Here is a 20,997-nt window from a genome sequence, read left to right on the forward strand (position 1 = left end):
CTCGTAGACGTCACTCAGCGTTAGATTACCAACGGCCCGCCGAGGTCCACTATGGTGGACTCCAGCTTGCCACCGCAGCCTAAAGAAAACCCATCAACAAGGTGTCCGAAAAACGCAGGGCAGACCATAGATATCTAAGGGATGGGTGCATGACAGAGATTTTAACAGCGGGCGGCGTTGTGACTCTAACTGTGGCTACAGTGTGATTAGTCGTCAGCTATCGGAAGCAGCGCGATGCTGAAGATGACAAGTTCAACCGAGACTTTGTAGCCGCAGCATCCCCACTGGGTGACGGCTCCCCAGCTGTACGATTAGCAGGCGTTTATGCCATGGCGGCTTTGGCTGACAATAATCCGCTACGGAGACAGAGGTGCATTGATGTACTCTGTGGTCATTTCAGAATTTTTACACCCAGTGACGACACACGACGGCATCACTGAAAGAAGCCTCAGCCAAGAAGTCGGAAGAATGGTAGAACTTGGCACCTTTGCTTACCTGCCCGGGGAGCGAAAAGTTCACGCTAGTCTTTTAGGCTCAAAAGCTGCTGTCACTTCCTTCGAACTTGACTTCGCTAACATTCTCATCATCGCTGAACTCTATGGAGGCTATATTTTCCGTCCCAACCCAGTCCTCAAGGGTCTGCATTGCGGTCTCATCCAAATCTTGAACGATTAGAAGGGTGAGGTTACGTCGGGCTCTCGAAACTGCAACGTAGAAGAGATTTCTCCATCTTTCGAATCTAACGCGATCTTCAGCGTTAAGTGAATGACGAGCGTTGTACCACGACAACATTTTTCCGAAGTCATAGTTAGCCCATCCTCTTCCTACGACTACAGTTACGTCGTCGAATTCGGCGCCTTTGACTGAGTGTTTAGTAGAAAAGACTGAACCTTCGTCCATATAATTTCGCAGCGCTATAATCTCCGAATATTGGATCTCACATAAATCCCTGTATTCAGTCAGTCTTCTTGAGGATGCGAGTTCTTCCTCATCTACGGCTTCTGAACTGTTATGTCTTTCTAGCTTCGACTGAAGATGTGTAATTGCTGAAGGAATTGCAAACAAGTCCTGGTTGAGTAATAAGCTTATAACTTCTGAGACCGTGTCCGTGGTGCGAGCCAGAATAATAGCTTCAAAGAGATCTGACCAACGTTTCTTGTCTGACGGTGCTCGCAGAGAGGCTCGGGCTCCAGAGACTAGATGAAAGAAGTCACCGAAGCGTTGCTCCTGGAATGCCTTGATGGCCGGCTCAAGTACATCTATCAGGTACGCAATTACGGGATCCTCTTTCCTGGCGAAGGTGTCATTGTCACGGTAAATCTTTGGAAGCGAAGGGTACCCCATCTCTTGCGCAATGACGGAATGAGTTAACATCAAGGTTTTGGCATTGTCGGTGCGTGAGCCTTCGTTAGAGCGTATCCAATCTAGACACGTTCTAACCGCCTGGTGTGAGATCTGCGATTTAAAGTGATGCGTGAGTCGTTGTCCAGGCCAATTGTTAGTGTGATAAATCTTTACAGTTCCCGTATCGGCCTCATCCGAGGGAGTTTGTATCAACTCAGGCCGCATGCGGTTTAGGAGGTCTACAATAGAGTGATCCGAACGAAAGTTCGAAGGCTTCTCGATTATCTTGAGAGACGGATGATCGATTGATCCGCATCGCTTGTCGTAGATCGTTTGCCATGCATCGCCGAACAGCCCGACTAACGGTTCGTTACCCGAGTCAGTTCGAGAAATAATAGATTGAATCAATCCCTCAGGTGTGTCTTGGTACTCATCGATTAGAATAATCGGAAACTTATCTGTAATGAGTTTCCGAAACTTGCGATTTTCAAATAGTGCAGTCGCTACTATGGGAACATCATCATGGTGTATTGAGACCCGGTCTTCATGTATTCGACGGAAACCTAAATCGTACTCTACAGGTAGAGTAACAGCCGATGGATTTTCTTGAAACGCACTCTTCCAATAGTCGATTGTAGATAGTTCATGAGAGAGCGCTTCTTGATAGGGCGAGACCATCTCCCACAAGAATTTATGCAAAGTTGCAACAAAGATAAGTGGATTGGCATCAGTGCGCGATATTATTTCTTCGCAAGCAACGTTTGTATAAGTGAGGCACGCGATTCGTTGGTGCTCGAGGGGCAAAAATGTGTCACGATCCCTCAACAACCAGTTGAGAGTCTGTATCAGAGTGTAAGTTTTGCCAGCGCCGGCAGCTGCTTCGAGCTTGAAGTTTTGCTTCTGTTGAATAGCGAGCTTCACATCGGTGAAAGCTACTTTCGCCGCTTCTTCTGCGGATAGTAGACCTTCTGCGGTCCGTAGGTTAGGCATCATTTATCTCCGCCATTCGTACGGCAGGTTGCTGGGCAACTGAGGACAGGGAGGTACCTGCTAGCCAAAGCAGGCCTTCTAAAATATACTTTGGAGTACCCCAATCATCCCTTACCACTGCGAACTCTATGGCTGATGTAGTTTTATGGAGTTTCTTGGCTTTCTTAAGTGCTTCTTCTTCATTGTATGTAACGTTTTCGCTTTTTCCTTTATCGCTCTCTGGTCTGGTGAGGTTCAAGTCAAATAGTGAAGGGTTCGCAAAAATCAAGGCATCTTCAAGTGTTCTCCCACATGATTGAAGCCCGTCTTCTGGGATTTGGTAAGCAATGCGGCGATTTGCTTGAATCTTTCTTACAGATGCACTTGGCTCCAGTAGTCCTGCCGGAGTGATTTTCTTGTTATTAAACCAATTTTTGATCGCGGTGTTGCTGGTCGCTACGCCCTGATGCACGCAACTTTTCTTTCCGTCTGCATCGACGGCGTCTAAGTCGGTAATAACGAGTGTCTGGATACCTAAGAAATCTAGTAGCGGATAGAATTTATCGGCGTAAAAGCCACCAACCTCAAGAATGCTAACGTACTGCTTAGCTAGCTCCGGGACTTCTTTCCTTATCATGGCAGGTATTAGTAAACGTTCCGAGGTGCCTTCCACCAAGATAGCTTTATCTGCGAAGAACAAGTCCGAAGCAGTAAGAGTTAAATACTGATGAAGAAAAGCGGAGTCAAGGCCTTCAGCTGTACTCAAATCCTTGATTTGAGTCTCTCTTTTCGAGAGGCCGTTCTTGGCTGGTACACGGAAGTAGCGGATTGTCGAAAAAGGAGCTCTGTTTGCAATATGCGACGAATGAGTGGTGACAATGAATTGTGGGGACCAGTACAGCTCGGTGTTTGTTCCTTGCTTTAGAACATCGTCAGTGCCTCGGTCTCTTGAATGGATTCTCGAAAAGATCGAGTTAATCTGACCCAGCTGCTCAATAAATACTTCCTGCATCTGCGGATGAAGATGGGCTTCAGGTTCTTCGATGAAAATTAGGTGAAGCCCAGGTTTGTCTCCCCGGTTGACGTACATTCTGTAATACGCAAGAAGCTTGAAAAGAATGAGTATTAAATTTCTCGATCCCAAACCACTGTAAGACTCTGGCAGAGTCACACCAGAGTCGCCCGGATAGCTAAGGGTAGTGTAGCTTCTGAGTAAATTGGATATATCAAGGCTGGTTTTCGCTTCAATGGCGGAACTCGCTAGGCCGGGATATCCGAAGTCTTCAAGAGCGGGGCTCAGAGCGCGCATCATGTCGCTCATTTCCCCACCTAACTCTTGCTCTACCCCCTCCACAGCTTTTTGTAACCGTTCTGCCACCATTTTTTGGCTTGAGTCATCATCTGAATGTGACGCAGCTTCAAATAGGGACTGAAAAACTTGAGCTAGTGGATCTTTCGGCCGTTCTTTTTCGTCGTCTAAGCCCCGCTGTGCTTGTAAAAAGTCGACTGTTATAAGTTGGCGGAGCCGCTCGATAGGTATATCAGTTTTACGATTCTTTGGGTTCGTGGGATCAATTGCGGTGATCGTACGTTCAAATAACCTTGGTATCCGAGGCTGCAACGCGTCCAAGAAGTGCTTCAATTCTTCCTCTTCGGTAGTCGCATCAAGAGGAGTGATCCCGCCGAAAAGTTCTGAGAGCTTACCGTTTTGCAGACTGTAGCTCATCTCGACAATTGCCGTGTTGCACTCTGGGACTAGGTCGATGATCAGCTCAGATAGTGGTCCGAAGGATGGCATCTCGGGACTATAAGAGATATGGAACCGAACTAGTATCTCGGGGAGTCTTTCCCGAGCTTGAACTTCCCGTTCGGAGTGGAGAGTAGAGCTTTCTGCGGTGGTGTAAGCCTGCCATGCGTTGTAGAACTCTTCGTGACATAAAGATGAGAAGTCTTGGAGGCTGAACTTGGGGGATTGCGCACTTGTGAAACGGATGAGCGCTTCGGCTAGCGACGTCTTTCCGCTGTTGTTGTGACCGATAAGAACTGTCACAGGATCACGTGCGTCCGTTGTTCTTTCGTTGGAAGGGTGACTCTTCTCCGGGTGGTTTTCTACGGCCCACCCATCAGACGAAAGATTAATATCAATATTTGCTAACAGTCTGAAGTTGCTTATATGGACTTTTGAGATTGCTAACGTGTGGCTATCAGGGGTTGTGTATGGCTTGGCCAATTCTGTCACTTCTTCAAGTCTGTTGAAAGAGGCTGCGGGTGAGTGTGTATATGCGAGTCTAAATGACAAGGGTGATTAAACGTGGCCGCAGATTAATGATGACCCGCGTGCGGCCCCTTGCGCAGTTTAAAGCGAACGCAGCATTTCACTTATTCTTCTATGAGTTCAGGCGTGAGTTCGAGTGCCATATACCATGGTCGGGCCTCGCAAAATGCTTGCTAGTTCCTTTAGGATAATTACCGTCTAGAGGTTTAATCCGTCTGAACTCACAGCATCTTGAGGCTCGCTTGTCCTACCCACGATGCGTCCAGCCTTCACGACTTGGAAAGAGGAAAGTGCCGTGGCGTTGGCGCTACTCCCAATGGTACCGGGTCACCGGAACGGGGGGGGCTTCACAGATCTCGAAGCCCAGGACCTCGTGGAGCCCGCCATGGTCTGGCCGCTGCGACGTGTGACGAAGTACGTCGTCGTCACCGTTTTGCTGCAGCTGGTCTGAGGGCAAGCTGACTCTCGACGACATCACGCCTTCGGAAAAAGAAGTGGCACCGATATTGTAATAGCTTCTCGTTGAAGGGTACCTCGGGCGCTCATTGTTCACTGTGTTTGTATCACAGCGTTTTGGTTGAGGGGTCGATGTTCAAAATACACTGGCGTCGGCGCGTAACTGCCGAGCAAGCACGGTAAGAATCTGCCCTTCAAACGTTGCTACGCGCCGAGAAACGAAACGAGCATTGATGACCTATTACCTGCAGCGACCAGGCAACACACACTGGCATAACAAAGGTTGCGCTGAAGCATGTCACTCGGGCGCTTATCGTCTTGATTGCCGTGTGGTTTCTGTTTATCGCCGGGGGAGTGGTCTTCCTACCGCAAGGCGAAGCCGAGGGCCAAAGCGATGCCGTGGTGAGCTTGGCACCGCAGGAGCATCGTCTCTATACCGTGACACAACTTATTGAGAACGGCCACAGCGATACGCTGATCATCTCCTGGTTCGTCGACGATGTGGCAATACGCGACACCGAGGAATCGGTGCGGCAGATTTCGGTGACGAATTACTGCGAGGAACACGCAGATAACGGTGTCACCTGTTTTACCAGTCGCGTCGCGATGGCGAGGCACGAGTCTCTTCATGATTCTGTCTAGCGCTAGTGCCGAACATTTCTCTATAGAATACGATTCATTCGTGGGACCGGGAACTGCTTGATCCAGACAGGGAATTGGTGTGGCCAGGTTCAGCTGAGGAGTCTTCTTCCGCCTCTGGCTCGCGACGCAGAAAGTAAGCACCGAGCGTGCCGGCGAGCGTAGCGAATACCACCACATAGAATATGGCGAGTATGACGTGGAGGCAGCGGGCGAAGACCGTGTCTGCGCTGAAGCCGGATCCGGTTACCGTGGCCAGTGCGGTCTCGTAGAGGGCATCAAAATAACTTGGGGAATCAGTAAATAAATAGAGGAGCTGACTGGCAGCCAGAATAATGATCGCGGTAACAGCGACCAGTCAGGCAACCCGGTTCGAGAGCAACTTCTCTGCGCATCGTGATCCGCGAACTCCCGGTGAGAGCACTGAGCCAAATCTTGCGACGCTTAAGAGCCGCAGGGACTGTAACGCACGGAAGAAACGTAAAAACGGCATCAGCAGAGAAATAACCTGCCACCAGTTTTTGCGCCAAAAGTGCGCCTGGAACCGAGCAACATACGCGCGCTATAGGAACTCGGCGACGCACACCCCAAAAGATCCAGCTGACGACCGAGAGCACAACTTGGTGGTCAGTCGGGACTGTGATGAGTAGCTGTGCGAGGACGACAAGGAGGAAGATGATGCCTAAGATGCCATCGGACGGTCGAGTCGTTGTGCGAGGGATTCTGTGAGCGATGATCCGCAGCTCGTCGTCAGTCATCAGTTGGTCCCTCCGTCAAGTAGCAGCCATTGTTATCTCTTATCCGACCTGAAGCTTCCGAATGATCCGCACCAGAAAGTGAGACGGTCGTTGCTGCTCCTTAAAATCAAAGCGCAACAACGACCGTTATGGTTCGTCAAAGTGTCTAGGTGACTATTCAAGCAATTGGTGTCTTCGACCTCGGCGTCGATGTTATTCCACGTCCCTGAACTCCGGTGTTCAATAAGTCTTCAAGGTGCGTACCCGCTGCTATGACCTTCGCGTCTTGCCCTGGTTTTCCAATGATTTGAAGGGACCGAGGGAGGGGACTGTCCGAGATCCAATATGGGATAGTCATGGCGGGCCATCCTAGAAGGTTCCAGATCACGCATTGAGACATCAATGCTTCGGCGCTGGAGGCTTTCTCGTGAAGAAGGGGCGCTTCGATGGGCACAGTTGAACTCAGTAAGATATCAGTGTTTGCAAAAGCCTGCTCATACACTAGCGCTGCTTTTGCGATTTGATCTTGCGCCTCTGCCACCTGTGTCTCCGAAATGGTTTCACCAGCTTTGACTCGCATGAGTATGTCCGGCTGATATTTCTCTGGCATTTGGGTCACGTATGGTTCGTGAATGAGGAACGCTTCACGCGCTCTGACAACGTTGTACAGTTCCATAAAATTGAAATCAGTCCCACTGCCAACGGGGTGCGAGACTCGACTTGCACATAGCGAATTCACGACCTCTAATGCGTGTGGATCCTTGAGACCAGGGCCGCCATAGATGAGGTTGTCTTCTAGTACGGCATACCTCAGATTAGGCGCTGAAAGCGCCTCGCTCATGTTCTTTTCCCGAAGTAGCGTCGCCATTGCCACTGCGATGTCTTGCACTGTGGAGGCCAAGAAACCTACAGTGTCGAAGGACGGGGCCAGGGGAAATATGCCGGTGGTATCCAAGAGCTGAAAAGTGGGCTTAAAGCCAACGACTCCGCATAGTGCCGCGGGCACTCGAATAGAACCGGCAGTGTCTGTGCCTACGGCTAAGGGGACAATGTCTCTGGCAACTGCGGCTGCTGATCCAGAACTGGAACCACCAGCAATTCGCGTTGGATCATAAGGGTTGGTAACGACCCCGAATGCTCCTGAATCTCCTCGAATACCGTATGAGAACTCTTGGGTATTCGTTTTGCCGATGATGTTGGCCCCTGCATCATCGAGCTGCTGTACCAATGTGGCGTTTTGCGTGGGCTGGTAATCTGCAAAGACATTTGAGCCCATGGTCGTTTTGAGGTCGGCTGTATTTATCACATCTTTCACCGCGATAGGGATGCCCTCCAATGGGCTACGAATCTCGCGAGCCTGGATCCGTCTGTCTGATGCTTCAGCACGGCTGGTATCTTGAGCGATGGTAATAAAAGTGTCATCTGCAGCCGTTGCTCTGCGAATGGCAGTTTCAGACAGCTCTTTTGCTGTCACTGATCCGTTATCGAGCGCTGAACGTAGAGAGTATATCTCTGAGATTTGAGTATTCATCGTGCCTCTTGTAGAACAATGGAATCATTCACAGTCACTACGGTTTGCTGGGATGGTTGGTGTGTAGGTCGATCCTTCGGTGCAAATAGGACCGCTAAAAACGCAATGACATTGGCAATGACCAAGTACCACGCTACGGCAGCATACGTGCCGAATTCAGCGAACAACATGGTGGAGAGGATTGGTGCTGGCGCGGAGGCCAGAATGCCTCCCAATTGGTACGACATAGAAGTACCAGTGAAGCGTACTTCTGGTTGATATAGCGTAGCGATGAAGCCAGAAACGGTGGCGTATACAAATGAGTGTGCGATCGGTAGGGCCAGGATGAGCGCTGTGAAGAGGCCCCAGGTCGTGCCGGTATTGAATAGCCAGAAGATCGGGAACGCTGCCACCACAGTGACTACCGAGCCAAAGATCATCATCGTGCGCCGACCAAATTTATCTGCAAGGATTGCCACCAACGGGATCGCGAAGATGTCGATAATCGCGCCGACACTTATGGCTAGCAGTACCGTACCTCGATCAAATTGCACCGCGTCGGTCCCGTAGGACAGCAGGTACACGGTTGCGACGTAGAACAGCGTATTTGAGCCGGCCAGAGCGAAGGTCCCGATCAATAACGGGCGTTTGGCGGTCCGTAGCATTTCGAACAGTGGGACTTTGATTTCCATACGCTGCGCCTTCATGTCTTCGAATTCGGGAGATTCTGTGATTTTGAGACGGATCACTAATCCGACGGCGATCAGGACTGCAGAGAATAGGAACGGAAGGCGCCAGCCCCATGCGTTGAGCTGGTCATCTGGTAGGAGCTGCACGAGATAGAAAGCGAAACTCGATAGGACCACTCCTGCGGGAACCCCAGCCTGAGGCCAACTCGCATAGAATGATTTCTTATTTTCTGGCGCGTGTTCAAGCGCCATCAGGACTGCTCCGCCCCATTCGCCACCCACTGCAATACCCTGCACGACGCGCAGGAAGACCAGCAGCACTGGCGCCCATGCACCTATCGTCGCGTAATTTGGTAGTAGACCGATAGCAAAGGTGGCAATGCCCATTGCCAAAAGCGACCAGACCAGCATGGTCTTTCGGCTCACCTTGTCTCCAAAATGCCCGAAGACGATCCCGCCGAGGGGACGTGCGACGAAAGCGACCGCAAACGTCGAGAGCGAAGCCAACGTCGCGGCGAGCGGATCTAGGTCTGGGAAAAATTGATGGTTGAAGATGAGCACGGCAGCAGTACCGAATAGGAAGTAGTCATACCATTCCACAGCAGTACCTACGAAGCTGGCAAAAGCCACCTTTGCGGGTGACTGGCTCGTCGTATTCGAAGGTGTCGAGGTAGTCGTCATGTAATCCTCACAAGTGGATTAGAAGTAGAAAATATCAATAAAAGCAGCTGCCGTCTCAAGAACTGAGTCTCTCAACGCTGAGGTGTTGCAATCGATTGCAACACCTCATGACCTGTATGCTAGAGACTTGAATCACACTTCGTCAAGAGGGAATTTAAGTGTCCAACGAAACTGAGCCAGCCCCGGCTGCTCACGGTCAGCCAACGCTCAAGGCCATCGCGGATGCAGTTGGAGTGCATGTTTCTACTGTTTCGCGGGCGCTGAAGCGGGACCCTGAGTCTCCTGATGCTTCGAAATCTGTACGACGCATACACCGCATAGCTGAGCAGATGGGATATCGGCCCAACCTCATGGCCGCGGGGTTGCGCACGAATCGCAGTTACACTATCGGGGTCGTGATGCCTCGGCTCACCGATGTCGTTATTGCTCAAACATGTGAAGCTATCGAGGAAGCCGCCACTGCAGCCGGGTATCAGATTCTCTTGGCGACACCTCCAGACGAAGTCAATGCTCAGCTGCAGAGTATTCAAATGTTGGCGTCACGGCGTATTGACGGGTTAATCGTAAGCTCCATCCACTTAGATCGCCCGGATATGGTGGAAGAGATTCTTCGCGCGGGTATTCCAACCATCGCAGTCAATAGGCGCGCAGACGGCAAGCTCCATGCCGTCACGACTGACGACTATCATGGCGGTTATTTAGCTGGAGAACACCTTGTGAACTTAGGTCACCGCAGGATTGGGATTGTGGCAGGGCCCCGCCATGCAAGTACTGCGTGGGATCGTACGCAAGGCTGCATAGAGGCAATCACTAGCAGAGGGATAGAAGTAGATGAGGAACTCATCGTGCATACCGATTTTGAGGTTCAGGGTGGGATTTCGGGTGCTCACAGACTGTTGAACTTGGCCGACCCGCCGACTGCTATTTTCGCGGTCAATGACACCGCGGCGATCGGGGTTGCAGGAGCGGTCCGAGATCGAGGTCTAAGTATCCCGCGTGATATCTCTCTGGTGGGCTATAACGACATCCCCTTGGTGTCTCAGCTACCCGTGCCGTTCACCACTATAAGTTCCCCTGCAGCGCCGATGGGATCCGTTGCACTACAGCAGTTGCTGCGAGGAATCAATGAGGGGGAGATGTCTTCGCTGAAGCTACCAGTGTCGTTGATCGTGCGGGCCTCTACAACTGTGCCGCGGCAAAATTGATAAGGCGTGCAATCGTTTGCCGTCTTTCGGTTACTCGTTGAGCTTGTTGCGCACACGTTCAAATAGACGGGCCGCACCTGAGCGCACACTTTGATTGATGACTCGTGCGATTGCTGGGTCGCCAGTCAACAACGACTTGGCCAATCCACCTGCTTGTTCAAGCGTTATGTGAGCAGGCAGGGGCGGGGTGTTCGCATCGGTTTTCACGCTCAGTACTACTGGCCGGTCTGCAGCAAAGGCTTGATCCCAGGCCGCGTCGATGTCCGCTGGATCTTCTACCCGTATGCCCTTAAAGCCCAGCAGTTCGGCATAACCTGCATAATCCATGGGCTCCACAAGTTGGGCGGTATCCCAGCGCGGGTCACCGGCGATTCGCATCTCCCAAGAGACTTGGTTTAAGTCGCCGTTATCCAACACCATCACAATGAACGTTGGGCTATCCCATTGCTGCCAATGCCGTTTGACCGTGAGCAGGCCGTTCATGCCCAACATCTGGAAGGCGCCGTCACCAATAGTGCACACCACCGGACGCTGTGGATGGGCGAATTTTGCTGCGATAGCGTAGGGCATGGCCGCCAGCATAGAGGCCATGCGGCCGGAGAGATTGCCCATTTGGTTTCGACCCAGCTTGATGTGAAAGCCGTACCAATCGGCGGTACTACCGGCGTCGCACGTGATGATCGCATTGTCTGGGAGCCGGTCATTCAATGATGTGAAGACTCGCCGTGGGTTCACGGGGCTGGCCTCAGCGAGGGCGATGCGATCATTTTCTTCGTCCCATTCGCGCATCTGTTCGGCGATGGTGTTCTGCCAGTCCAGATCATGCTGATCCAGTCGCGGCAGGAGAGCTGCCAGCGTGGTTTTTGCGTCACCCCACAGATTCACTTCGGTGGGGTAGCGGGCCCCGAGGTGCCGTGGTGACAGATCGAGTTGGACTGCGCGGGCATTACCGGTGGGTGGTAAGAACTCGCCGTAGGGGAAGTTGGTTCCGACCATGAGTAAGGTATCGCAGTCTTGCATCATGTCGTAGCTGGGGCGTGAACCCAGCAAACCGAGTTGCTGGGTGTGATAGTCAATGTCGCCGGGTACGACTTGCTTGCCCAATAAGGCAGTGCAGATGCCGGCGCCGAGTCGTTGCGCGACCGCAAGGACCTCATCGGTTGCGCCAATCGCGCCTTGGCCAACCAGCATGGCAACTTTTTGCCCGGCATTGAGCACAGCAGCGGCTTGGGCCAGTGCGGTGTCGTCAGGACACAGACGGTCTTCGGCATAACCTACCCCGGTGCGGGAGACGAAATGCTCGGCTGTAGGCTCTTCCATGTCCAGTGTTTGGACATCGGCGGGAAGGATTACCACAGCAGGGCCGCGGTAGGCTTTGGCCATCCGCACCGCTTTGTCGATCACAAATTGTGCGTGCATGGGGGTGGTGACTGTTTGCACAAACACTGCCACATCGCTGAAGGTTCGTTCCAGGTTGATTTCCTGTTGGAATTCGGTGCCCAAGGAAACCCGTGCTTGTTGACCAATGATGGCTACCACCGGGGTGTTGTCACCCTTGGCGTCGTACAGACCGTTGAGCAAATGCAGTGCACCCGGGCCTGAGGTTGCCACACAGACTCCGACTTCGCCGGTGAATTTTGCATGGGCTGTGGCCATGAACGCCGCTTCTTCTTCATGAGTGGGCCGAATATAGGTGAAGTTCTTGCCTTGTTTCTGGGCGCGTCCCATCGCGCCGTCGAAGCCGCCAATACCGTCACCCGGGTATCCATACCAGTGGTGTAGACCCCATGCGATGAGGCGATCGATAATAAAGTCGCTGACTGATGTTGCCATGGTAAGTACCTTTGATGCGTCGATTCGGGTGATGTTTTCATCCGACCACTTTCGGGGAGTCCTGACAAGAGGGCAGGTGTAAGTGTGCTGAACTGCTAGGCGGACGATGGCGGTAAGTTTCTTGCGGGACACCTACTCGCCGCACTTGGATGACTTCGGGGCCACCGAATATGACGACCGCTCCCGCTATAACGGCACCGAAGACGACACTCGACTGCCGATCCAGCTGGAGACGCGACGCACCTCATTTACCACCGACCAGATGATGGTCACCACCCCAACCGATGAGGTCATCGACGAAGACACTGCCCGCTCCGGTTGGCCGGCAACCGTGGAATGGTCCGGACTGACTGAAGGTGAAACCTACGCCTGGTACGTGACCAGCAGTGACGCCGAGACTGGCGAGGACCTGCCAACCGGTGAAGCCCGCCAGATGGGTGTCTTCACCGCAACCGCCGCCGGAACCGACGACGTCGCCCCCGAGCTGACCGTGCCCGAGCATGCGACCATTACTGCCTGGGACGCGTTTGATCCAATGGCCGGTGTTTCCGCGACAGATAACACCGATGGAGATCTGACCGACGACATCCAGGTCATCGGCTCGCTGGACACCGCCACCCCAGGTGTCTACGTGCTGACCTACATGGTCGAAGATGCCAATGGAAACCAGGCTTCTGCCACCCGCGCCATCACCGTCACCGAAGCCTCGGATGACAACTCAGGTGACGACGGCAACCCTGACGATTCGGATAACACCGACGATCAGGGTGGCCAACCCGGTGGTTCCAACGGAGACGACTCCGGTAACACCGGTGGCAACACTGACGATAACGGCTCGAACCAGACCGGCGGTCAGCAGGCCTCCGGTTCTGACGACGCTGAAGAGATCGTCAACAACGCTGAACGCAACGGTTCTCTGGCGAACACCGGTACCCGGCGCGCACTGCTGCTGACCCTCGGTGGTCTGCTCAGCGTGGGTGCAGGCCTCACCGCCTGGTGGGTATCTCGCCGCAATAAGTCCGCGAACTAACCGCGATCCGATAACTACATAACAACCGGCCGCTGCCGACCTGCTGATGTTTCTGGCTGGTCGGTAGCGGTCTACGCTTAGTCCGCCTGTTCAGTCTTGTGCCTTCGAAGTTTTCATGGTCAATCACCCTATCGATTGGTGATTTTTTCAAGTAATTTCCCGAAGCCTTCTCCTGGGTGATGTCGGTCGATACGTAGACTTCGACCCGAGGTGCTCTACTCAAAGCATTCTCATCATCACTCTTTTCACACTCATGGAGGCATAATGACTGCTGAAGCACAATCTTTGCAAAAAACGAAGAAGCCGATCTGGAAGCGCTGGTGGATGATCGTGCTGTATGTCATCGTCGGGATCGGGGTTATCTCGAACCTTGCAGGAGGCGGTGACAGCGAAGCTGAGGCGGAACCTTCATTTTCACCGAGCGTAGTTGAGCAAACTCAGGACGCAGAATCGGAAGAAACAGAAGAGGCGGAGGTTGAAACGACTCCTGAAGAAGTCGAAGAAGAACCCGCTGAAGTCGTCGAGGAAGAACCCGTCGAAGATGATGTTCCATCTGAGCATCGTTCGGCATTACGTAGCGCAGAAACCTATTCTGACATGATGCACATGTCCAAGGCTGGGATTTTCGATCAGCTCACAAGTGAGTACGGTGGTCAGTTTACTGAAGAAGCTGCACAATATGCCGTAGACAATGTAGAAGCTGACTGGAACAACAACGCGCTGGAATCGGCAATTACCTATCAAGACACGATGGCTATGTCGCCCGCAGCGATTCACGATCAATTGACCAGCGAATACGGTGGCCAGTTCACGACTGAGGAAGCAGACTACGCGATCGCTAATCTTCCTTAACCCGGGTCTCTTCTGGTTCTATATAAAAACCTTGCGTTCGTACTGCCGTGTAGTGCGAACGCAAGGTTTTTTCTTATGCGGAGCTGATTGCGTCGTCGTCATTCTTTAACTGCACATGGGAACGGGAATCTGTGCGGTTAGGCAACGCTCTTTCGCTTCGACGGTGATGCTACGCGCTCTGACGGGAAGGCGGGCCGCTGGTACATATATTTCAGTGGTTTGAGTTGAGACAGTCCAAGTGCGCACGCTATGACCACGGTCGTCAGAATTAGGGTTGATAAGTACAAATTGAAGGTCACAGCAGGTGTCAGTCCGAGAGCCGTGATCTCACACAAGAAGATTGCGATGATCGCACTATGCGCTAGGTATATCGGAAGCGTCTGACGGCCAAGGTATCGAAGTAGGGCTAATCCGCCAATGAGGTTGGCAAGCCCGATGCCTCCCGCGACCCCAAGGAGCGACAGAATGAACAGGGAAGCGTTCGGCGGGATTTCGTAGTACGCAGCGAGCAGAGAGGCATCCAACCAGATGCAAAAGAGCAGTGCTGACGTGTGCCATTTGAGGTGGGAGACTGCGGTTCTGATCTGTTTGGAAAATAAGGCAAAGCCGATAAATAAGAAGTAATAGCGGAAGATCCCGTGCCATCCACTGCCGATGGCGTCGTACACGATTTCCGGTAGGGATGGTTCGACCAGCGTCATCCAAATGAGCGAGACCGAGGCCGCGGTGGCAACCTGGGCAATGGGGCTAAATTTTGCGGTCCATCGACCGATGACGAAAAACAGTGCCAGAGTCCATAGAAACCACAGTTCACCGTTGGGCCTGATAGGGGAGGCCAACACCCGCAAAGCTTGTTCTGCGGTGTATTGCCAGCTGAGACCATCCAGGACCCAGTGGACCAGTAGGCGATAGGCAAAAACCACGGGCTGCCACAGGATAAATACCCATACCAGCAGTGCGAGTTTCCCCTGACCGAGGTCTCGCCAGGATTTGCTCAGCCATTTACTCGCGAACAGCCCGGCCACAGCGAAGAACATGGGCATACGCAGATTTGCAGATACTTCTGTGAAGAAATCCAGCTGTGGTGACTGCAACGAAAATTGTTCGAATTGATCCCGTAAATGGAGAACAACTACCAGAATTATTGATATAGCTTTTGCTGTATCAACCCAATCCAATCGGTTTGTAGACACGGTCGACCACTTCTCTATAGACATGGTAAGTGTGTGGTGGTGAGCCGATCACCGATTGAAATGTGGAAGCCAGCGGCCCGTGCTGCAGCCGTTGTCTCGAAACACTCGCCCGGGACCATGTGGCTATAGATCGCTCCGGTTTGCATGGAGTACTTCTAGCCCGTGCATTCCGTTGGTCGATTCCCCGTGATTGGGTGCCTGGCCAGGCGGTCTTTACCATTGGCAGTTATTTTATGTAGGGGGTTTTGGGTTTCGCAAGGGGTTTCATTGGTTTAATCCGGGCCTAAATTATATTCAGATATGCCGACCAGGGTGCCCCAGCCAGTGCTCCCTGGTCAAGAAGTTTGTGGATCAAAAGTTATCCACAAACACAAGGTGCGGGATCACGTGGGGCAGGCATTGGTGCTGTGATTGTAAGAGGAGGCAAGATACCGATGAATCTTAAGGCCGATGGCATCAATAACTCCAAGCGTAGTCAGGGAACAACGCTCACCCTTGTCGTTGGCAAGGGTCGCGGTTGCCTCGTATGCTTGTCATCGACAAGAGGGAAGTCTGATGTCGGAGCGAATGCCCATGGAGAAGCGGCTCAGAGCACTTTTCAAGGAACTCTTAGACCAGGGATGGTTGATCAAAGAGTCTCGAAAAGGCTGGATAGCAACTCCACCGGATGAATCAAAATCAATAGTTGCAATCCACGGCAGAGCTAGAGGCGCACGATCATGGGAAAACATGCTAGCTCAGCTCAAACGATCAGGGTTCGTGCTGCTATGACGTTAGCGACCCGAGCATTTTTGTCTGGTGCACGTGTTTGAAAGTCGGCTTTACCTACATCACCTGGTACACGGAAAGAGGCGTAGATCATGGAAACCTGGTATATCAGTATCGGCTTTAGGACTACTCGCCCGTTTTCGGATGACCTTGCCTTTGACATGAGTGAGCGTCTTGAAGATTTTGCTGCCGTCATGAGTATGGCGCGTGATAGGAAATCGGGGTCAGCGGCGCTCACCGTTGATGCGAAAAATTGGAGTGCGGCCCTCGATCTCGCACACACGGCAGTAATTGAGGTGCTTGAAATCGCAGAGGCTGAAGCAACCATTACGGCAGTAGGGGCCCAGAATCAGGACGAGTTTCATGACGAACTCAACGAACCGGTGTATCCGAAAGTGGTTGGATTCGCTGAAATCGCGAGAATTGCGGGTGTATCTAGGCAGCGTGCTCGGCAGTTAGCTGAGAAGGATAGTTTTCCTGACCCCGTTATCAAAACGAGCCAGGGCCCTCTTTATAACATCCATGTCGTACAGCGCTGGTTGGAATCGAGGGCTAACCAGAGCCCTTCTGCTCAGGCCAACACGGCATAGTCGGAGTATAAGTGTCGGTTTACTGGCCGTGCACCATCCAGATTTGACTGATGCCTGTCGAGCTGACTCCGTTGCCTTGAATCTTTTGTCCGAAGTGTTTCTATTGGTCTGGTGCTAGACGCCCCGGAACCGTCCCTGTAGTCCTCAGCGTTGAGGGCCGATCAAACGGCCAGGGCGTAAAACCTTTTTGAACTGCGGAATAGTGTGGCTGTAGTCACGAGGTATCTTCTCACTTCGGAGTTAGAAGGGTCCGGACTTGGCTCGGGCCGAGGAGTTCACGGTTGGCAGCCTGCTCAATGGCTTCTTCCCATCGCAACCGAGGAATTTTATGTTGTATCTGCCGTAGCGTGTGCTGCAAATATACGGACGGGACCCCATGATACCGGGTGGTTTCGTCAACCTTCAGTGTGGTTCGCTGCGTCACCTGTATCCATCGAGGAAGAATACGGCGATTTTGTCGGGTAGTTGCGATTTCGATTCTGGCTGGCTTGGCATGGCCCAGCCCTAACAGGGCCAAAACAGACTTACCTTCGAGGTACACATGTCCGCCTACCATTGCCACGGCTTCAGCTTCAGTTGAGTCAACTGTTTGAGGAAAATCGTCGAATCGGTAGACGCCATGACCAAGCCTGCGCAGGGGGCCACGTTGTGCAAGCTTTCGCAATTCGACAACGGGGATGTCGAGCTCGTCCGCGTTGCAGGTAGTGACTATGCCTTGCTGGTACATCGTGATTCGGCGAAACTGATCACGGTAAGTTATGCACCCTACATAACTGCAAAAGTGTACCGAAAACAGTACGGTTGTGCAGATATTTCAGCGGATTGTTGTTTATCGCTCCCTGCGTCAGCGACTGGCGCAGACACTTATCAGCGACAGCCCACGGGCATTATATTGATGAGTCGTTGAACTTCGTGCGCATTCGTTCAAATAAACGGGCGGCACCTGATCGCACGCTTTGGTTGATGACCCGCGCTGTTGCTGGGTCGCCAGCCAGCAACAAATTGGCAGATAGGGAAGCCGCCCGCTTATTCAAGAGTATTATGTGCCGGCAGGGGAGGGGTGTTGGGATCAGCTTTCACGCTCAGTGCTACAGGCCGGTCTGCGGCAAGGTCCTGGTCTCAGGCAGTATCGATATTAGCTGGATCTTCTACTCGGACGCCCTTTGAGAGCAAGCAGTTCGGCGTGCCCTGCATAATCCACGGGGTCCACTAGTTGGACGGTGTCCCGACGTGGGTCACCGGCGATTCGCAATTCCCAGGAGACTTGGTTTCGGTCGCCGTTATCCAACACCATCACATATCGGGTGTAGAGGCGGACCTCCGGTCGAAGATACTAGCCTCAACCAGCTTTCTGCAATCTGGACGATTTCGGTGGCCGAGGCTGTGCCTGGACAGCAGTCTCAGCCAACAATCTGATTGTGTCGACCAATCTGTCGCTCAAGGGGCAGGATGCTTTCGGTGATGTCGGCAGCATGCATAACGTCGAGGTCACAATTAAGCTATGACGGAGATCTAGCAGCTCCTGCGTCATTCAAGCGCCGCATTCGAGAGAAAAGTATTTCTGCGAGTGATTTTTTTGAGTCGTCTGGGCAAGGTGCACTCTGTTGCGGTATTGCTTGCTGAATAATGACGAGTCGATTCGTTGGTCAACTGAATATTTGATGATTGATCTTTATGGTGTTACTTGATCGACTGCGAATGTGTTACAGGTCAAGTTTGTTTTTATATCAGGCGATACATGAAACCTCTTAGTTATTGAGCCTTATTTTTTATAAGTACATCTCAGTGGATTATCAAAGTTGAAATGCTGCGGCAGAAGTGGTTCCCGTGTAACGGTAGGGAATTGTGAACTAGACAGGACTTCATTCTCCCTCGAGTTATTCCCTCCGTGAATTGATTGAGTCGCTTGTAACATTGGACTCATGTGATTTGCTTACTAGATACTTAGTTCTTTAGGAAGACACATGAGTGTAAAACAACATACTTAATGCGATAGACGATTCTGAAAAGTAGTTCCGTTTTTCCATTCAAAGAATGAATCACTCCGTTGCGTCAGATGTAAGGGGAGTGATCACGCTGGAAAGATTAAATCTTGCTTGGACTAATCCAAGAGACGGGATAAAACCTGTCTTTCAGAGTCACACAAGCGAGCCTGCTATGTATGCATGTGCCCCAAATGACTACGTTCTTAGGCCAATTCCAATGGCTAGTAAGGGACATAGGCGAATTGATAATACGATCAGATTGAGAACACTGTTATGAATGTGAAGACATTGAAGTACACGAAGTGGGTGTCTCTTCCACTGGGTGTGATTTCGGGATTCTTAGTTGTCGTCCTAATGGCGATTACCGTCGCGGACGTCATTTCCCGGTCGAGCGGAGGCAGCGCCATTCCCGGAGTGTTGGAATACAGTGAAATTTTGATGGTAGCGGTGGTATTCCTCGCTCTTCCAGCGGCACAAAACCGCGGTTTTCACATCAGAACATCTCTGTTGACGAATATTCTACCGCCGCATGTTTCGCGAATCCTGATCATCGCCGGTTCTGTTGTCGGTATTTTGGCCATTGCTGCATTGGCTTGGGTTTCTGTTGGTAACACCATCACGTCTTTTACCACTGGCGAATACCGATTTGGGCTTACTAAGGTCGAAATTTGGCCAGCTCGAGCGTTCTTGGCTGTCGGCATCATCGCTTACTCCGTTGAATATGTGAGATCTGCGGTTCAGTGGACACGTCCCGAGACCTCAGAAAATACCGTTCTAGAACAAGCTGGTGACCAATCATGATGCTCGATGCTTCTCTCGTCACGATTATTGCACTCTGCGTCCTGCTAGCCATGATCTTCATGGCACAGCCCATCTGGTTGGCACTTGCAGCTTCGGGGGCGATCGGCCTTCTGCTACTCGACGGATTTAACGTCGCCAATATCGCCATAGGTAGCAACACCTTTGACGCCGTAGCCTCATACAGTCTCCTCATCATTCCCATGTTCGTTCTCATGGGGGTCCTCAGCGGGAAGGCAGGATTAGCTGAGGATCTGTTTGCTGTTTCTGAGAAAATCGTGGGCAAGCTGCCGGGCGGCTTAGGAATTGCCACCATTTTGGCGTCGGCTGGATTCTCTGCAGTGACCGGTTCCAGCTCGGCAACTGTCGCTACCGTTGGGCGCATTGCTATTGGAGAGATGGAATCTCGCGGATACAAGATCAATTCCGCCGGTGCACTGGTGGCTATGGGAGGAACTCTCGGAGTTCTCATCCCACCCAGCATTATCATCGTGATATTCGGATCTATGACGGGAACCTCGATCGGTGCGCTGCTGATCGCCTGTGTTGTTCCCGCCATCGTAACGGTTATTGCTTATTCTTTAGCAACTATTGTGCAGTTCAAACGCGGCAAACTCACCGAGAAGAAAATAACCGAGAAGAAAAACGTTTCTACTAAAACACTGGTCACCGCTGCGGTCGGGGGCTCTACGCCGTCCTCACAGGCATTGAACATTGGCACCGGAACCGGAGAGGGCTTGGACCAAGCACCAAAAGGCCTTTCACGTAAAAATATTACCGGAGCACTCTTCGTGCTGCTGATTTTCGCCATCGTCATCGGTGGTGTTTACGGCGGGCTTTTTACCGCAACCGAGTCCGGCGCGATTGCAGCGGTGGTCGCTCTTCTCGTCTTGATCATACGGTTGCGTAAATTCGGTGTTCGCCGTGTAACCACTGACATTCGTGACAGCCTGGTTGACACTGGGGCGATGACCTCCATGATTTTCGCGTTACTGGCAGGTGGCGCCGTTTTCGGGTTCTTCCTGGTGCGGACAGGTCTACCGAACGAGCTGGTGAGGTCAGTAACATCGTGGGATCTGAACTCGACGTGGATCATTATCATTTCGCTGGTCTTGTTGCTCATCCTGGGATGTTTCCTAGACTCGTATACGATCATGATCATTGTGGTCCCACTGATTTGGCCGATTCTCGATGATATGGGTGTCAACGGCATTTGGTATGGCCTCCTTGTTGTGAAGGCCATCGAAATTGGCTTGGTCACCCCACCCTTTGGTCTCAATGTTTTCGTTGCGGCCGGGATGCACAAGAAGATGACTCCCGAGGGGATCTTTAAAGAGATTTTCCCGTTTGTTCTCGTCGAATTTGCCGTCATTGCGCTGCTGATGATCTTCCCCGAACTCATCACGTGGTTACCAGACTTAGCATCATCAGACACTCTTTGAG

At 52.0% G+C, this 20,997-nt stretch carries 14 protein-coding genes; 7 read left to right on the forward strand and 7 right to left on the reverse strand.

Annotation, left to right across the window (positions count from 1 at the left end; translation table 11 throughout):
* Positions 1-534 precede the first annotated feature (534 nt).
* Positions 535-2,337 (reverse strand): UvrD-helicase domain-containing protein, encoded by a 1,803-nt coding sequence (locus A6F49_RS01290; protein ID WP_052500035.1) that lies wholly within the window; start codon positions 2,335-2,337, stop codon positions 535-537.
* Positions 2,327-4,552 carry an AAA family ATPase gene (locus tag A6F49_RS01295; protein ID WP_161485750.1) on the reverse strand — a complete coding sequence of 742 codons (2,226 nt, stop codon included), beginning with the start codon at positions 4,550-4,552 and terminating at the stop codon, positions 2,327-2,329. The genes A6F49_RS01290 and A6F49_RS01295 overlap by 11 nt, the downstream gene beginning before the upstream one ends.
* 819 nt (positions 4,553-5,371) lie before the next feature.
* On the opposite strand from A6F49_RS01295, the gene A6F49_RS01300 reads away from it, so the two are divergent.
* Positions 5,372-5,686: a hypothetical protein gene (locus A6F49_RS01300; RefSeq protein WP_150119339.1), complete on the forward strand. Its 315-nt coding sequence runs from the start codon at positions 5,372-5,374 to the stop codon at positions 5,684-5,686.
* 912 nt (positions 5,687-6,598) lie between these two features.
* Here the strand turns inward: A6F49_RS01300 and A6F49_RS01305 are convergent.
* Positions 6,599-7,894, reverse strand: a complete 1,296-nt coding sequence (locus tag A6F49_RS01305) for an amidase (RefSeq protein WP_161485751.1) — start codon at positions 7,892-7,894, stop codon at positions 6,599-6,601.
* A gap of 53 nt (positions 7,895-7,947) precedes the next feature.
* Positions 7,948-9,300: an MFS transporter gene (locus A6F49_RS01310; RefSeq protein WP_043056089.1), complete on the reverse strand. Its 1,353-nt coding sequence runs from the start codon at positions 9,298-9,300 to the stop codon at positions 7,948-7,950.
* A gap of 158 nt (positions 9,301-9,458) precedes the next feature.
* Here A6F49_RS01310 and A6F49_RS01315 point away from each other — a divergent pair, with 158 nt between their 5' ends.
* Complete coding sequence (locus A6F49_RS01315) at positions 9,459-10,505, forward strand: LacI family DNA-binding transcriptional regulator (RefSeq protein ID WP_043056088.1); 1,047 nt, start codon at positions 9,459-9,461, stop codon at positions 10,503-10,505.
* Between the two features lie 30 nt (positions 10,506-10,535).
* Here the strand turns inward: A6F49_RS01315 and A6F49_RS01320 are convergent, their stop codons facing one another.
* Positions 10,536-12,338, reverse strand: a complete 1,803-nt coding sequence (locus A6F49_RS01320; RefSeq protein WP_043056087.1) for a thiamine pyrophosphate-requiring protein — start codon at positions 12,336-12,338, stop codon at positions 10,536-10,538.
* Positions 12,339-12,444: 106 nt separating this feature from the next.
* Here A6F49_RS01320 and A6F49_RS01325 point away from each other — a divergent pair, with 106 nt between their 5' ends.
* Both A6F49_RS01325 and A6F49_RS01330 read left to right on the forward strand, forming a co-directional pair.
* The gene (locus A6F49_RS01325) at positions 12,445-13,368 is read left to right on the forward strand and encodes an immunoglobulin-like domain-containing protein (RefSeq protein ID WP_043056086.1); all 924 of its coding nucleotides are present in this window, start codon (positions 12,445-12,447) and stop codon (positions 13,366-13,368) included.
* Positions 13,369-13,632: 264 nt separating this feature from the next.
* Complete coding sequence (locus A6F49_RS01330) at positions 13,633-14,220, forward strand: Ltp family lipoprotein (RefSeq protein ID WP_043056085.1); 588 nt, start codon at positions 13,633-13,635, stop codon at positions 14,218-14,220.
* Between the two features lie 137 nt (positions 14,221-14,357).
* On the opposite strand, the gene A6F49_RS01335 is transcribed toward A6F49_RS01330, so the two are convergent.
* Positions 14,358-15,437: an acyltransferase family protein gene (locus tag A6F49_RS01335; RefSeq protein ID WP_082911519.1), complete on the reverse strand. Its 1,080-nt coding sequence runs from the start codon at positions 15,435-15,437 to the stop codon at positions 14,358-14,360.
* 836 nt (positions 15,438-16,273) lie between these two features.
* Here A6F49_RS01335 and A6F49_RS01340 point away from each other — a divergent pair.
* On the forward strand, positions 16,274-16,771 hold the full coding sequence (locus A6F49_RS01340; RefSeq protein WP_043056083.1) for a hypothetical protein: 498 nt from the start codon (positions 16,274-16,276) through the stop codon (positions 16,769-16,771).
* 229 nt (positions 16,772-17,000) lie between these two features.
* Here the strand turns inward: A6F49_RS01340 and A6F49_RS18780 are convergent, their stop codons facing one another.
* Positions 17,001-17,498 carry a type IV toxin-antitoxin system AbiEi family antitoxin domain-containing protein gene (locus A6F49_RS18780; protein WP_043056082.1) on the reverse strand — a complete coding sequence of 166 codons (498 nt, stop codon included), beginning with the start codon at positions 17,496-17,498 and terminating at the stop codon, positions 17,001-17,003.
* A 1,531-nt stretch (positions 17,499-19,029) separates the two neighbouring features.
* On the opposite strand from A6F49_RS18780, the gene A6F49_RS01350 reads away from it, so the two are divergent.
* Together A6F49_RS01350 and A6F49_RS01355 are read left to right on the forward strand one after the other, a co-directional pair.
* Complete coding sequence (locus tag A6F49_RS01350) at positions 19,030-19,557, forward strand: TRAP transporter small permease (RefSeq protein ID WP_043056081.1); 528 nt, start codon at positions 19,030-19,032, stop codon at positions 19,555-19,557.
* Positions 19,554-20,996, forward strand: a complete 1,443-nt coding sequence (locus tag A6F49_RS01355) for a TRAP transporter large permease (protein ID WP_043056080.1) — start codon at positions 19,554-19,556, stop codon at positions 20,994-20,996. Before A6F49_RS01350 ends, A6F49_RS01355 begins: the two co-directional genes overlap by 4 nt.
* Position 20,997: the final 1 nt, after the last annotated feature.

The sequence above is a fragment of the Enteractinococcus helveticum genome, from assembly GCF_001657475.1.
GTDB classification, from domain to species: domain Bacteria; phylum Actinomycetota; class Actinomycetes; order Actinomycetales; family Micrococcaceae; genus Yaniella; species Yaniella helvetica.

Coding starts and splice junctions, on each gene's coding strand:
- A6F49_RS01320 (WP_043056087.1), bottom strand. CDS start 12,338: ATGGCAACATCAGTCAGCGACTTTATTATCGATCGCCTCATCGCATGG.
- A6F49_RS01340 (WP_043056083.1), top strand. CDS start 16,274: ATGGAAACCTGGTATATCAGTATCGGCTTTAGGACTACTCGCCCGTTT.
- A6F49_RS01310 (WP_043056089.1), bottom strand. CDS start 9,300: ATGACGACTACCTCGACACCTTCGAATACGACGAGCCAGTCACCCGCA.
- A6F49_RS01355 (WP_043056080.1), top strand. CDS start 19,554: ATGATGCTCGATGCTTCTCTCGTCACGATTATTGCACTCTGCGTCCTG.
- A6F49_RS01290 (WP_052500035.1), bottom strand. CDS start 2,337: ATGATGCCTAACCTACGGACCGCAGAAGGTCTACTATCCGCAGAAGAA.
- A6F49_RS01350 (WP_043056081.1), top strand. CDS start 19,030: ATGAATGTGAAGACATTGAAGTACACGAAGTGGGTGTCTCTTCCACTG.
- A6F49_RS01335 (WP_082911519.1), bottom strand. CDS start 15,437: ATGTCTATAGAGAAGTGGTCGACCGTGTCTACAAACCGATTGGATTGG.
- A6F49_RS01330 (WP_043056085.1), top strand. CDS start 13,633: ATGACTGCTGAAGCACAATCTTTGCAAAAAACGAAGAAGCCGATCTGG.
- A6F49_RS01325 (WP_043056086.1), top strand. CDS start 12,445: ATGGCGGTAAGTTTCTTGCGGGACACCTACTCGCCGCACTTGGATGAC.
- A6F49_RS18780 (WP_043056082.1), bottom strand. CDS start 17,498: ATGTACCAGCAAGGCATAGTCACTACCTGCAACGCGGACGAGCTCGAC.